The sequence below is a fragment of the uncultured Pseudoalteromonas sp. genome (genome assembly GCF_963922945.1).
Taxonomy (GTDB): domain Bacteria; phylum Pseudomonadota; class Gammaproteobacteria; order Enterobacterales; family Alteromonadaceae; genus Pseudoalteromonas.
The window spans coordinates 43,234-57,669 of sequence record NZ_CAWUKC010000004.1 but is presented as its reverse complement, the minus strand read 5'-3'; the positions used below and the strand labels follow the sequence as shown (position 1 = coordinate 57,669).

At 41.0% G+C, this 14,436-nt stretch carries 8 protein-coding genes and 1 riboswitch; of the genes, 3 read left to right on the top strand and 5 right to left on the bottom strand.

The window, feature by feature from the left end; genetic code table 11:
- Positions 1–134 precede the first annotated feature (134 nt).
- The 5 genes from AABI99_RS01700 to AABI99_RS01680 all read right to left on the bottom strand — a co-directional run bounded on the left by AABI99_RS01700 (position 135) and on the right by AABI99_RS01680 (position 11,070).
- Positions 135–4,313 carry a hypothetical protein gene (locus AABI99_RS01700; RefSeq protein WP_338362913.1) on the bottom strand — a complete coding sequence of 1,393 codons (4,179 nt, stop codon included), beginning with the start codon at positions 4,311–4,313 and terminating at the stop codon, positions 135–137.
- A 223-nt stretch (positions 4,314–4,536) separates the two neighbouring features.
- Positions 4,537–7,134: a bifunctional aconitate hydratase 2/2-methylisocitrate dehydratase gene (acnB, locus tag AABI99_RS01695; RefSeq protein ID WP_338362912.1), complete on the bottom strand. Its 2,598-nt coding sequence runs from the start codon at positions 7,132–7,134 to the stop codon at positions 4,537–4,539.
- A gap of 429 nt (positions 7,135–7,563) precedes the next feature.
- On the bottom strand, positions 7,564–8,622 hold the full coding sequence (locus AABI99_RS01690) for an OmpA family protein (RefSeq protein WP_338362911.1): 1,059 nt from the start codon (positions 8,620–8,622) through the stop codon (positions 7,564–7,566).
- Between the two features lie 334 nt (positions 8,623–8,956).
- Positions 8,957–10,363, bottom strand: a complete 1,407-nt coding sequence (locus AABI99_RS01685) for a YdiU family protein (protein ID WP_338362910.1) — start codon at positions 10,361–10,363, stop codon at positions 8,957–8,959.
- 2 nt (positions 10,364–10,365) lie between these two features.
- Positions 10,366–11,070 (bottom strand): DNA-3-methyladenine glycosylase I, encoded by a 705-nt coding sequence (locus tag AABI99_RS01680; RefSeq protein WP_338362909.1) that lies wholly within the window; start codon positions 11,068–11,070, stop codon positions 10,366–10,368.
- A 191-nt stretch (positions 11,071–11,261) separates the two neighbouring features.
- Positions 11,262–11,458: riboswitch (Lysine riboswitch) on the top strand.
- A gap of 128 nt (positions 11,459–11,586) precedes the next feature.
- Here AABI99_RS01680 and dapA point away from each other — a divergent pair.
- Genes dapA through AABI99_RS01665 form a run of 3 tightly spaced genes read left to right on the top strand, consistent with a single transcriptional unit; the run spans position 11,587 to position 14,432 of the window.
- On the top strand, positions 11,587–12,471 hold the full coding sequence (gene dapA / locus AABI99_RS01675) for a 4-hydroxy-tetrahydrodipicolinate synthase (RefSeq protein WP_338362908.1): 885 nt from the start codon (positions 11,587–11,589) through the stop codon (positions 12,469–12,471).
- Positions 12,472–12,486: 15 nt separating this feature from the next.
- Positions 12,487–13,227 carry a 2,3,4,5-tetrahydropyridine-2,6-dicarboxylate N-succinyltransferase gene (locus tag AABI99_RS01670; RefSeq protein ID WP_338362906.1) on the top strand — a complete coding sequence of 247 codons (741 nt, stop codon included), beginning with the start codon at positions 12,487–12,489 and terminating at the stop codon, positions 13,225–13,227.
- Positions 13,227–14,432: a PLP-dependent decarboxylase gene (locus AABI99_RS01665; RefSeq protein WP_338362905.1), complete on the top strand. Its 1,206-nt coding sequence runs from the start codon at positions 13,227–13,229 to the stop codon at positions 14,430–14,432. Before AABI99_RS01670 ends, AABI99_RS01665 begins: the two co-directional genes overlap by 1 nt.
- Positions 14,433–14,436 lie beyond the last annotated feature (4 nt).

Sequence of the window (14,436 nt, the reverse complement as noted above, 5' to 3'; positions counted from 1 at the left end):
GATAAAAAGTTAAATTTTAAGATCTTAATTTATACTTTATTGAAAATTTAATTCAAAAAATTGGCTACACAGTGTAGCCAATTTATTAAACTCAATCATCGCTGATGATTATAACGCGGGCCTAGGGAAGCCCATCATTCTAAAAGTTCAAATGCAATATTAATATCGCAGCTTTGTGATAAATAATGAACCGTGTAAATATTTTCTTCTAACACGCCATCACACCCACTTATAGACTCAAGTTTATACCCTGCATTTGCAAAAATATTAAAGGTTAATGTATCGCCATGAAAACTTGTGTAGTTTTCAACCCCGTTATTTACCACACCATTACCATCTGAATAGACTGTAACATCATACCTTGGCTCAAAAATCGTAAAGGTCATCTTTTCTTGATTTTGACATGCAGTACCTTGTAAATACTCACAAAGCACTATCTCATCGCGATCATTTGAAATAAACTCAATCACCTTGCTTTGACCGTTTTGCTCGTAGGTAAACTTACCTTCGACCAATTCAAGTGATGCAGCTTTAATATCATTTTTCCAAAGCTCGTACCCATCCACATAGTAAACTCCCCATTTTACGAAGCTCTCACCACTGTGCTCGTAAATTTCAAAAGGGATTTCATGCTCATGAAACTTATCAGTACTTGTATTTTCAATATAGTTTTCAAAGTAAAGTGATGCGTAAGAAAAACTTTCTTCTCCCGTATTTGTATCAAAAGCTCTAGATACACGCTCAACTACTTGGTAGTCATCATTGCGATTAATAAGCCTATAATCCATTGTATAGTCATTAAAACACGTCTCTAAAGTCAAATCACAATCGGAGCCGTATGTGTCTGTTAGTTGATCATATTTTCTGCTGCGGCTAAAGCTTCCCTCTTTAAACTCACCTTGAATGGAACTTGTAGAATAAGTGAAGAACACCTGACCATCGTCATATATTTGTATCTCATCCCAGATGTTCTCTAAGCCATGGCCTTCTTTAAATAAGTGACGCCCAGCAAAGTTACTCGGGGTAATTGCTTGCTCTTCTAACCTTATCATAACAGCAACACTTACTTGTTTTTGATCTTCATACTGGCTTTGCATTATTACTTGATAACCAAGGCCTATATTCTTAGTAACATAAATATCTTCAACGCCTTCAGAGGTCGTAATTTGAAGCCCCACTGATGTTTGATGCCAAGTAAAGTCCTCTATCTGCGCTTCATCAAGCGTATCGACAACACTGCCCGTGCCATCATCATTTAGCAGTAATTCCTTAACGGTATCTTCAGATGGGATATCTAACGACCAACGACCAACCAAATCGCTTGAGGTTAAATCAATTTGAGGTGCTACTGAATCAAATAACTTAACATGGCTATCACTGTGCCACTCTGAAACTAGTTCCTCGTTACGAAACTTACTTACACTTTGCGTCATTTGGTACCAGTCGTTACCTAAATCGAAACGTTCCTTTAGTACAATACTGGTCATTACATCTTTACGTCTAACTTCTACTTGAGTGCCATTTTCAACTTCATACGCCACACTTTCATTTAATACATACTCATCAGAAAAATAAGCTCTAATTTCGTCAAAATATTTATACCAAGTGATCGCAACTTGGTTATTGCCAGTAAAAGTGCCCTCTTCATTTTCGTTAAGCTCTAATTTGAAAGAGTTAGAGGTAAAATAATCGGGATTATTAATTAAAAACTGCCCTGATAGTGTTTTTGGTTTTTCCACAAATGTTGCATTAATCTCACAGTCTCTGTGTCCACTAAAGGCAATATAATATTCGCCCTCAATATAACCTTCGCAGCCCTCTATTGAATCAACTTCATAACCTTCATTTGGCACTATATTAAAACCAACCAGCTGAGCAAAAGGCACCTCTTGCACTGCTGGCTGTAGTTGACCAAATTCATTAGATAGAGCTGTTAAAGTGACTCGTGGGTTTTTAGATTGATAGACTGTTTTATCGCTCTGTGTACAGCTACTACCTTGTTGGTAATTACAAATAGTGTATGTTTCACCATCACCACTAACAATTTCAAATAGCCATGTTTGCGCATTTTTTTGATATTCGATTACACCTTCATTTAACTGCGCTTCGTACTCTATGCCATCGATTGTTATCGTAAATGAGCCGTCATCGTAATTAACTCTGATTCGATCTTCTATTACTTGCTCACCAGCACTTTTATAAAGATTAAAACTGCTTTGTAATAAGTTAGGTGTAAACTCTGAATAGCTCAGCTCTTTACTAAATTGGTAAATAAGTAAACTTCTCTGAATGTCGTACATGTCCCCTTCTGGAGAGAACCATTTAAACTCTCTTAATAAGTAATAATGGCTATCTTCTACTGCAATGATGTCATGGGTTACTTCTGCGCTTAAGTAACAGGTTTCATTGAACCCTTCACAACTGCTAACGGTGTAACCTTCATACTCATAGCGGCGTCTAATTAGATTGCCATCTTCAAGAACCCCTTGGAAAAACGTCGTCCCTAGACCTAACATTATTGTGCCATCAGCAAATACGTTCATATCATAAAGTTGTGCCGTACCAACAAAACCCTGCCAGCGCCCAACTAAGTCATCATTTGATAAAGACACCGCTTCTCTTTTTATCATCAGGCCATATTGGCTGTCTGCCGGTTCTACTGATGAAGTATCTAATGAAACTAGCTGATAGCCTGCTTTTAAATTTTTGGTAAACCAAAAATGAGTTGTACCAACGCTACCGTCTTCATCATAGGTTACTTGTAATTTATTATTAGCCAGCTCCCACTCAAACGGTGCTGAGTTATCACTTAAAACCGCTCCTGTACCATCTTCATAAAAGGCAATAGTTTCTAGGTGGCTTGTAAAGTCGCGACTTTCAGAGCGCTGCATTTCCCACTCGCCAATGATATCTGCAACGGTCAAATTTAAGGTTTTACTTTTTAGAATAAGGTTAGTGGTTTGTGTCTCTTGCTTGTTTTGTACCTCAACGCTGTTTTCGTAAACCGTAATATCACTTTTAATATCTATTGTTTTAAAAACATCGTTTTCACCGAGTACCTGTAGCGAAAATGATTTTAAATACTCCTCAGAAACAGTTTCAACATCGTCTTCGATTTGGGCATATTTATTAATAAGTACAGGAGACTCTAAGGTTACTACTATTTTTCCACTCACTTCTTGCCATGTTAGTGAGCTACCCGTAACTGCATGATACTGACCAGTGCCGTTTTCATTTAAAGTTAAGTGACTGGCTGAGTTTGCATAGTAGCGCGGAGAATTGATTATATACTCACCTATAAGCATCTCTTTTGAACCTGTAACTAGGTCTTCGTCTTCTTTAATTTCGGCTTTAGTTTGCTCAATTAGGTCGGGGTCTTGCTCATTAACATCCTCTTCAAACTGATCTGCAGCTTCTTCATCGGTGACTAAGTCAAGAGTACTCTCTACACCCTCTGGTAGCTCATAATCAGGGTTATCTACAATAATTTTAATCAGGCTTGCAAGTTGTACTTTTTCATCAGCATCAACATTTAAAAGTGCATTATCTAGCTCATCTTCACTTGTCGGTTCATCACCGTTTCTGACAATCAGTGCATACTCAGCTGTTGTCACATTAGTTGTGTTAACGCCAAAGTTCTCATCACTGTCTAAAATGCCATCATCACCAGCCTGGGTAGCCAACTTCTTGACAGAGCTAAGCTGAGAGATAAATTCAACACCAGGGTTTAAGTCATCTCGTCCCTTAGCTTTAACTTTTACTAGTGTTTGCTCTAAAGCTTCATCAACATCTAATACTATCGTGTAAACACCATTTTCATCGGCTGTAGCTGAATAAACTTCATCACCTATGGTTACTTCTACACTTGCAAAACTAATTGTATCGTCAGTGATTAAGCCATTGAGCGTCACTGCTGTTGAGTTACGTTTAATTAATACTTGCTGAGTAGCACTCGTTGTGGCTCCGTCATCATCTTCAGCTGTTACTGTAAAGTTTACGGTTACATCTTCTGTAATATCGGGAGAAAGGTAAGTTACTTCATTTGAGTTTGGGTTTTGTGCGCTGAGATTTAAAGTAGAGTCATGCTGCCAATAATAATTTACTATATGTCCATCTTGGTCTGATGCGCTAGCAGTAAGCGAAAAGCTAGCTTTTTCCTGTACTTTGTCATCACCAGAAATGGTTACAGAGGGAGCTAAGTTAACAGTTTTATCGCTCTCCTCGTCTTTATCAAAACTACACCCTGTTACTAATAAGCATGCGCCTAGTGAGCTCGCTAATAGTTTTGATCGGCAGTTACTTTTATTTTCCATTTTGTGCTCCGATAGTTATTAAATACGGAGCAAGAAAATGCTTATTGATTGCTCCCTCAATCATTAACAATTGTTATCATTGTTCATTTTTTGTTAATTTTCAACCTTATTGATTGATTATTCTTCGAGCCTGCTATTTTTAAGGCTTTAACTATTGAAAATATTAAAGTTTGTTGGAAGCATAAAAAACCCGCCTAAGCGGGTTTTTTAAAACAGATTTAAATTATACAGCTTGCTGAATAATTACGTTGTCTGCTTTTTTAGTGTACTGAGGCATACGGTGGAAATTCAAGTAACGGTATGTATCTGCAGCCGTTGCATTGATTTTCTCTGCGTATTCTTGGTACTCAGCAGGTGTTGGTAGTTTACCTAAAATTGCCGCTACTGCAGCAAGTTCTGCTGATGCTAAGAATACATTTGCACCTGTACCTAAACGGTTAGGGAAGTTACGTGTTGAGGTAGAAACAACTGTTGCTTTATCTGCAACACGTGCTTGGTTACCCATACACAGTGAACACCCTGGCGTTTCGATACGCGCACCAACACGACCAAAGATACCGTAGTAGCCTTCGTCAGTAAGTTGGTCTTTATCCATCTTAGTTGGTGGAGCTACCCAAAGCTGCGTTGGGATACGGCCTGTAAAGCCATCAAGTAGCTTACCTGCTGCACGGAAGTGACCGATGTTAGTCATACAAGAACCGATGAATACTTCATCGATTTTCTCGCCTGTTACATCAGAAAGTAAACGCGCATCGTCTGGGTCATTTGGAGCACAAAGGATTGGCTCTTTAATTTCTGCTAAGTCGATTTCTACAACGTGCTTGTACTCTGCGTCAGCGTCTGCTTCCATAAGCTCTGGATTAGCTAACCACTCTTGCATTGCATTAATACGACGTTCAATTGTACGTACATCGCCGTAACCTTCAGAGATCATCCACTTAAGCATAACAATGTTAGACTCAAGGTACTCGCTGATAGACTCTTTAGAAAGCTTAACAGTACAACCTGCAGCTGATCGCTCTGCTGATGCATCTGATAATTCAAATGCTTGCTCAACCGTTAAGTGCTCAACACCTTCAATTTCTAGTATACGACCAGAGAATTCGTTGATTTTACCTTTTTTCTCTACTGTTAATAAGCCTTGCTTAATACCGTAGTAAGGGATTGCGTGTACTAGGTCACGTAAAGTGATACCCGGTTGCATTTCACCTTTAAAGCGAACCAAAATTGATTCAGGCATATCAAGTGGCATAACACCTGTAGCCGCTGCAAACGCTACTGCACCTGAACCCGCTGGGAACGAAATACCTAATGGGAAACGTGTATGTGAATCACCACCAGTACCTACTGTATCTGGTAATAACATACGGTTTAACCAAGAGTGAATTACACCGTCACCTGGGCGAAGTGAAACACCGCCACGGTTCATTATGAAATCAGGAAGCGTATGGTGTGTGTTTACGTCAATTGGTTTAGGGTAAGCAGAGGTATGACAGAATGACTGCATTGTTAAATCTGCAGAGAAACCTAAACAGGCTAAGTCTTTAAGCTCATCACGTGTCATAGGACCTGTAGTATCTTGCGAACCTACAGTGGTCATTTTTGGCTCACAGTATTGGCCAGGGCGAATACCTGCTACGTTACATGCTTTACCAACCATTTTTTGAGCTAGTGTGAAGCCTTTATCAGACACTTCAGTTACTGCTGGTACTTTAAATACGTCAGTAGCGCCTAAGCCTAAAGAGGTACGAGCTTTGTCTGTTAAACCACGGCCAATGATTAGAGGAATACGGCCACCAGCACGTACTTCATCTAAAATAACGTCTGATTTAAGTTCAAAAGTAGAAATAACTTCATCAGTGCCGTGGCGCTTAACTACACCTTCGTATGGGTAAATATCAATTTGATCACCCATGTTGAATTCATCAACATTTAATTCGATTGGTAATGCACCTGAGTCTTCCATTGTATTGAAGAAAATAGGCGCAATTTTGTTACCTAAACATACACCACCAACGCGCTTATTAGGTACGTATGGAATATCTTCACCCATAAACCAAAGCACAGAGTTAGTCGCTGATTTACGAGAAGAACCTGTACCTACAACATCACCTACATACGCAAGTGGTAAGCCTTTTGTTTTTAGTTCTTCTAACTGTGAAATTGGACCAACTTCACCTGGCTTTTCAGGATTGATACCATCACGCTCATTTTTTAGCATTGCTAAAGCATGAAGTGGAATATCAGGACGTGACCATGCATCTGGTGCAGGTGATAAATCATCGGTATTTGTCTCACCGGTTACTTTGAATACTGTAACAGAGATTTTTTCAGCAACCGCTGGCTTATTAATAAACCATTCTGCATCAGCCCAAGATTGAATGATTTTTTTTGCGTGCTCATTACCCGCTTTAGCTTTTTCTTCTACATCGTAGAATGCATCAAACATTAATAGTGTATTTGATAAACCTTTTACAGCGATCGGTGCAAGCGCTTCGTCATCAAGTAGCTCAATCATCGGAGCGATATTGTAACCACCTAACATTGTACCTAATAATTCTGCTGCTTTTTCTTTAGATACTAATGGAGAGTCTGCTTCGCCTTTAGCAACTGCCGCTAAAAATCCTGCTTTGATGTATGCTGCATCATCAACACCTGGTGGTACACGGTTGATTAATAAATCTAAAATGAACTCTTCTTCACCTGCCGGTGGAGTTTTAATTAGCTCAATAAGATCAGCCGTTTGCTGAGCATCTAATGGCGCTGGTACGATACCTAACGCGGCACGTTCTTCTACGTGTTTACGATATTCTTGTAGCACAATATTGCCCTCTTGGTGACGTGAAAGTATTCGGTAGCGCCTCATGCGCAAAAAAAGTAACCCAATACTTATAGTATTCTAACGCGGGATTATAAAGCTTTTATGTATAGATGAAAATCCATCCAGCTAAGCAACTGATTATACCGACTATAAATATTATGAATAGTGGTAAGCGCAAATTCTATTTTCGTGAATGTTTGTTAAGTAATAATCATTCTTGTTTAAACCCGTTTACCTACTAATACGAGTTTATACCAACTTGCTTTATTAAATTCGCTGTTGAATTGATGTTATTTAACGCCGGTAGCGGCTCATTTAGCCTTGCAAATTAAGTATTATTGCTTATTGGTATAATACTGCGCATGCTGTTCTAAAGGCATAAAAAAACCCAGCTCTAAGCTGGGTTTTTTAAAATAAAGTAAGTAACTATTAACGCTTAACTTTTACACGTTCAATAGATTTTACATGTGCTTCTACACGACGGTTTTCAGCGTGAGCTTCTTTCGTGTTAGCTGGGTTTTTAAGGCGTTCTTCACCTAAACCGACAGTCGTAATGCGATCTTCAGCGATACCATCTTTAATTAGCTCTTTAGCAACGTCATCTGCACGCTTTTTAGAAAGCATCTTGTTGTAGTTAGCATTACCTACCGCTGAGGCATGACCTTCAAGTAGTACAGTAGTGTCTTCATGCTCTTTTAAGAACGCAGAAACAGATGCAATGTCATCAAAGTAACGTTGGCCAACTTCTGCTGAGTCATGCGGGAAAGTAACTAAAAGGCTTGTTGTTACTTCACGATCTTCGTATAAAGTACAACCGTCACCGTCAACTGCATCAGTCATCGGTGTGTTAGGACACTTGTCATCTTTATCTAAGATATTGTCGTTATCGCTATCTTTAGGTTCTACCGGTACTTCTACAACGGTTGTAGGAGCCGGCTCTACAGGCTGTGCTGGCATAGAGTTTTGGCCAAATAAATAGTTGATACCAATTTTAGCACCTACATCTGTGTAACCTTTATCAAGACCTTGATATACCGCAGTTTCAGCGTTTACAAAAAAGCCATCGGTAATAAAGTGTTGGTAACCCACACCTGCGTTTAAAAATGTATTGTCATCTACTACGTCCATTTCTTTAATACCGAACAAGCCGTAGAAAGGACCGCCATCTAAGTGGTAAAGCGCATCAATACCGTAACGCTCGCCGTCGATATTATTTCGGTTGCCCGCAGCTTTATCGAAAGCATTAAAGTCCATGTCAGCATACTCAAGGCGTGCGCTCCAGTAATCGCTAAAACGGTAGCCTGCTTCTACACCCCAGCCAGTAGATTCATTTACATCAAGGCCAGCTTGAGCGCGCATGTTTTCCCACGACGCATCATAGTAGTCACCAAATGCACCAATGTAGAAACCTTCTTCTTTATCGGCAGCGAATGTAGACGCGCTAGTTGCAGCTAACGCAATTGCAATTGTAAGTGATTTTAATTTCATTGTTTTCTTCCCATTTTAACAACTTAGAAAATTGTAGCTAATCAGTACTAGCTCAACCAGTTTTGTACACACTACCCGAGCTTTTGTTAATCGATACTTAACGAAAAATAAAGTTTATAAATTTTTTCAACGATCTACAGGCATTCCAACCACCAATTGTAGGTTAAGTAAAAATTTTTACCTAATCTACAATCAATAAATAATAGTATTTTATAAATAGTTACTTTTTATGAACGTGCACAATACCACCGAGTGTATAACTGCTCAATCATTGTACACTGGATTATGTAAAAATGACTATTTATAATCAAAAACTTACAATTAATTACAATACTTAAGTACCGCAAAAAGTTTGGTAGCTCTTGTCATCTTCACCTGTCTCTTGAAAGCGGGCTAAATTAGCTGTTTTATCATATGGGTTGCTCATCACTGTTAAGAAGTCACTCAACAGCTCGCTCTCGCCATGTTGATTGTATTGCGCAAGTATTTCTTCGACGATGTGATTACGCGGTATAACCCTTGGGTTAGCCGCTCTCATTAGGTTATAGCTGTTTTCATCACATCTTTTTTGCCATAACTGGGCCCATTGCATTAATTCATCAGGCACTTTGCCACCATTTAGTGACTCAGTTAGGGCATCAAAGGTGTTGGTGTAATCGAGCTTGTGCTCTTGAAATAACAATAATAACTTACTTACAAGTTCAACATCATCTTCGTTATGACCTGCTAAGCCCAGTTTTTGCGCCCACATTTGATTGTACCGCTCGTTAAATAACGACGAAAACTGATTAATTAGCGGCGTCATTAAGCTTACAGCTTGCTCGTCGTCATCATTAATAAGCGGTATTAGGCTCTCAGCTAATCGTGCGCAGTTCCAGCTCGCTATGTTAGGTTGATTACCATAAGCATAACGACCTTGCTTATCAATTGAGCTAAACACAGTATCAAAATCAAAGCTATTCATCATTGCACACGGGCCGTAGTCGATAGTTTCGCCGCTTATTAAGGTATTATCAGTATTCATAACGCCATGAATAAAACCCACACGCATCCAGCTAATAACCAGCGCTAGCTGACTATTTATAACGGCTGCTAAAAAGTCTAAATAACGTTGTGCGCCTGTTGATTGAATACTTGGGTAATGACGCTCAATAGCCATATCAGCTAACTTTTTTAACCCCTCTATTTCACCTTGAGTTGCTAAATATTGAAACGAGCCAACCCGAATATGGCTACTTGCTAAACGGGTAACAATTGCGCCAGGTTGCGGCGGATTACGATAAACAACTTCGCCAGTGCCTACCACAGCCAAACAACGCGTAGTTTTAACTCCTAAGCCGTGCATAGCCTCGCTCATAATATACTCGCGAATAGCGGGGCCGAGCGCGCATCGGCCATCACCACCTCTAGAAAACGGGGTAGCGCCTGAGCCTTTTAACTGAATATCCCACAGCTGATTTTTACCATCGCTGATAGCACCCAGTAAGTGCGCTCGCCCGTCACCTAAGCGTGGCGAAAAATGCCCGAACTGGTGTCCAGAATATCCAAGCGCTACAGCATTTACTGGTTGTGGTTCGTTGCCTGCAAAGGTACTGGCGCGCAGCTGTGGCTCAACATCTAGATTAAACTGCTGTGCCAACGCTTCGTTCCACAAAAATAATTGCGGGGCAGCTACGCTTGATGGTTGATCTTCTATCGCGAAGTTATCTGCTATGTTTGTGTATCTTGGCACTAGTTTCATGGTTAGTCCTCTGTCTGTTGGCTTATGCCTACACGGTTCTCACCTACACTGTAAGCCACAATTAAACTCAGCTCTTGCAGGCTTAAACCACTTTGCTTTTGCATTTCGTTAAAAAATGCTTGTGCCGCAGTGAGTGATTTTTTAGTTTGCAGGCCGCCATCTATAACTTTATGCGCTCGAAGGTAACTTTCTACATCTCGCGAAAGCAAAAATGTATCTTTACCCAGCGCTCTTAAAGCATACGGGCCAGTATTGCCCCCTAAACGAGCACCGTGCTTTTTTAAATACGCCCATAAGCCAATAATGTCATCGCTTGGCCAGTCAGCAATAAATTTGCTAAAACTGCCATGCTCTTGGGCCACTTCGTGGATCATGTAAGCATTTTCAGGAATCGTTTTTACTTTTTTATAATTACGAATAATGCGCTCATCGGTTGCTTTTTGCTCTAGCATATCAGGTGGCATCATTAATAATTTATCAACACTAAACTGCCAAAAAACCTCTCTAAAGCCAGGCCATTTGCTGTTTATTACCGACCAATAAAAGCCACTTTGAAAAACTTTTCGGGTAAATTCTTCAAGCCAGTCGTCGTCACTTAATGTGTTTAATGCTTTTTTAGATAAGGGTTTTGCGAGTAATAACTTAAGCATTTTTTCAGAGCCTTTTCGCTCTACCGCTCGCTGATAAATATCGCTAAATTTTTCCATACTTATTAAATACCTCGCTGCTCATAGGGTTAGTGTACGAGAAAAGCAGCCAATACGTAACCACCCACATTTTCGATGAGCTAATCAATATTTAGCAGCTTGACACCTAGACGGCTAAAATGTTTTAATCGCCGCAATTACCCTATTTAAATTGTATTTTGTTAAACCTCTTGCGTTTACATGAAATACAAAGGGCTAGAAGAGGTGCGTTATTCAGGTAGCGTATGTTAGGAGCGCAAACTCCAATGAGCATACGTGAGGGGAATACCGCCGAGAGGTAAACGCTTTTGCGAGGCAATTACTTCGGGCGACTAGGTTGAATCCTAGCGACTGTCACCAATAGCTGTTTTAAAACAGCTTATTAGTTTGGTGGAGAGCTTCTGGTCTTAAATAATAAGGCCGTGCGCCCTATTATTTTAAGCCCATTCGCTCTTCGAATACTGTTCGAACGACGTTAATGCGGCTCACATCATAAAGCCTCCTTAATATCTCGAACACCTTATAGGTTCGTAAGAGATGATCAACAACTTCAATTTAGACGACTACGCACTGTGGACAGCGCTTGTTACGCCGTTTGATCAACAAGGTAATGTTGACTACGACACGCTCACCGCTCTTGTTAGCGAACAAGAAGCAGCGCACAACGGTATTTTATTGCTCGGTAGCACAGGTGAAGGCTTAGCGCTAACACTTAAAGAGCAGCAAGGCATTGTTGAGCACGTGTGCCAATTAAAACCCAGTGTACCACTGATGGTTGCCGTGGGCGGTAGTAATTTAGCCCAACAAAAAGAATGGGTTAGCTACTGTAACCAATTACCTATTCACAGCTATTTATTAGGCTCGCCGCTTTATGCTAAGCCAGGGGCTGTAGGTCAAACACATTGGTACGAAAGCTTATTAAACGAAAGCGCGCATCCGTGTATGTTGTACAACGTACCTGGGCGCAGCGGTGTAAGTATTCCTATCGAAGCCATTGAAAACTTAAAAGCGCACCCAAAACTGTGGGCCTTAAAAGAAGCCAGTGGCAACATAACCCAATTTGAAGCATACCGACAAGCCGCGCCTAATTTAGCGCTATATAGCGGCGATGATGCACTGATGCCCTACTTTGCCCAAGCTGGTGCAAAAGGCTTAGTCTCGGTTGCAGCAAACGCGTGGCCCTTGCAAACACACGAATTTGTAAAGCGCAGCCTAAGCGGTCAACACCCCAATTTATTTGCTCAGTGGACAAGCGCTATTAATAGCCTATTTGCTGTAGCAAACCCTATTCCCGTTAAAGTATTAATGCACCAGCAAGGCCGCTTAAGTAGCCCACTGTTGCGTCCTCCTTTAACGCATCATGAGTTAACGCAAACCGATTGCATTACCACTGCAAACGACACCATTTTATCTTGGCATTAAATACAGGTTTTTATAATGAGCTGGTTAGAACTACTAAATAATTTAGAATCGGGCGCTGTTCGCGCAGCATCACAAAACGAAAGCGGCCAATGGGAAGCTAACGTAGAAGTAAAACAAGGCATTTTAGAAGCCTTTAAAAATGGCACAAACACTGAGTTTGCAGGTGGTTTTGTAGATAAACACAACCTTGCACCGCAAGAGTTTAGCGCGGAAGATGGCGTACGTATGGTACCAGGTGGCACCAGTGTTCGCCGTGGTGCATACGTAGCTAAAGGCACCATTATTATGCCCCCAGCGTACGTAAACATTGGTGCATACATCGACGAAGGTACAATGGTTGATAGCCACGCATTAGTAGGCTCGTGTGCTCAAGTTGGTAAAAATGTGCATTTAAGTGCCGCAGTGCAACTTGGCGGTGTACTTGAGCCTATTGGTGCAAGCCCAGTCGTAGTTGAAGACGATGCCTTTATTGGCGCGGGGTGTGTCATTGTTGAAGGCGTAGTTGTTAAAAAAGGTGCAGTACTGGCGCCAGGCGTACGTTTATCTGCAACCATTCCGGTCTACGACTGTGTTAATGAGCGTCAGCTTGATAAAGGCGAGCCAATTCCGGAGTACGCAATTGTAATACCAGGCTCTCGCCCAGCGTCTAATGAATGGGCTCGTGAGCAAGGTTTGAGCATGTCGTGTGCGTTAATTGTTAAATACCGTGACGAACAAAGCGATGCATCATTATTGCTAGAAGAGGTTTTACGATAATGAGCTTTTTGAGCACGCCTATCAAGGCCGCCGTAAATACACTTACTCAGCAACTTGATACCCCTTTTTTTGTTTACGACTTAGACAAATTAAACGCACACCTTGCTCGTTTAGTTGCGCAAACCGATGTAAAACTTTGGTATGCGGTAAAAGCCAATCCGCTCTCTAAGGTAATTCAAAGCTTAGATAGCGCCGGATTTAACTTTGACGTAGCCAGTAAAGGTGAACTTGAACAAGTACTTGCACAAGGTATTAGTTCGCAGCGCGTGCTCAATACAGGACCTGCAAAGAGCCCTAAACAAATTAAACACTTTATTGAGCGCGGCGTGCGTATTTTTGTTGCCGAAAGCCTCAATCAAGTGCGTTGGTTAAACCAACAAGCGCAGCTGCAAAATACGCAGCTGCAAGTATTACTGCGTGTGCAATTACGCTGGCCAGAAGGTGAAAAAAACCCACTAGGTGGCGACAGCCTTACTCCGTTTGGGCTTGGCTGCGATGAATGGCAAGCGCTAAATACTGGCGATTATCCAGCACTTAATTTTGATGGCCTGCATATTTTTCAGTGGGGCAACATGCTTAGCACACAAAAGCTAAGCGAGCTGTGGTCGCAAATGATTGCACCGCTTACCACCCTTGCAAATAACTTAAATATAAACCTGAAAATTTTAGACTTAGGGGGCGGTTTAGGTATTCCATATACACCAAACGATGCAACACTTGAGTGGGATGACCTTATAGCCGCGCTTGCTAAAATTAAAAAAGAGGCGAGTGTAGATGAGCTTTGGATGGAGCTTGGCCGCTATGCTGTGGGCGAATGCGGCCACTATGCCAACCCAGTCGTTGAGTGCAAACAAAACTATGGTCAACAGCAAGTTATTTTAACCGGTGGCATTAACCACTTATTGCGCCCAGCAGTTACAAGCCAAGATTTTCCTGCGGCGTTACTACGCGAATCAACCGCGCCTGAACAAGCAATGAGCTTATATGGCCCATTATGTACAGCACTTGATTGCTTAGGCGAGCATGTCCTACCAAGCGATTTAAACGAGCAAGACTGGCTGGTATTTAGCCAATGTGGCGCCTATGGTTTTACCGAAAGCATGCCGTATTTTTTATGCCATGAGCTAGCAGCTGAATACGTTTTACAAAATGGTGAGCTCACGTGTATACGCCAAGCTGAAGATGCCAGCCACTATTTAAGGTAATAAA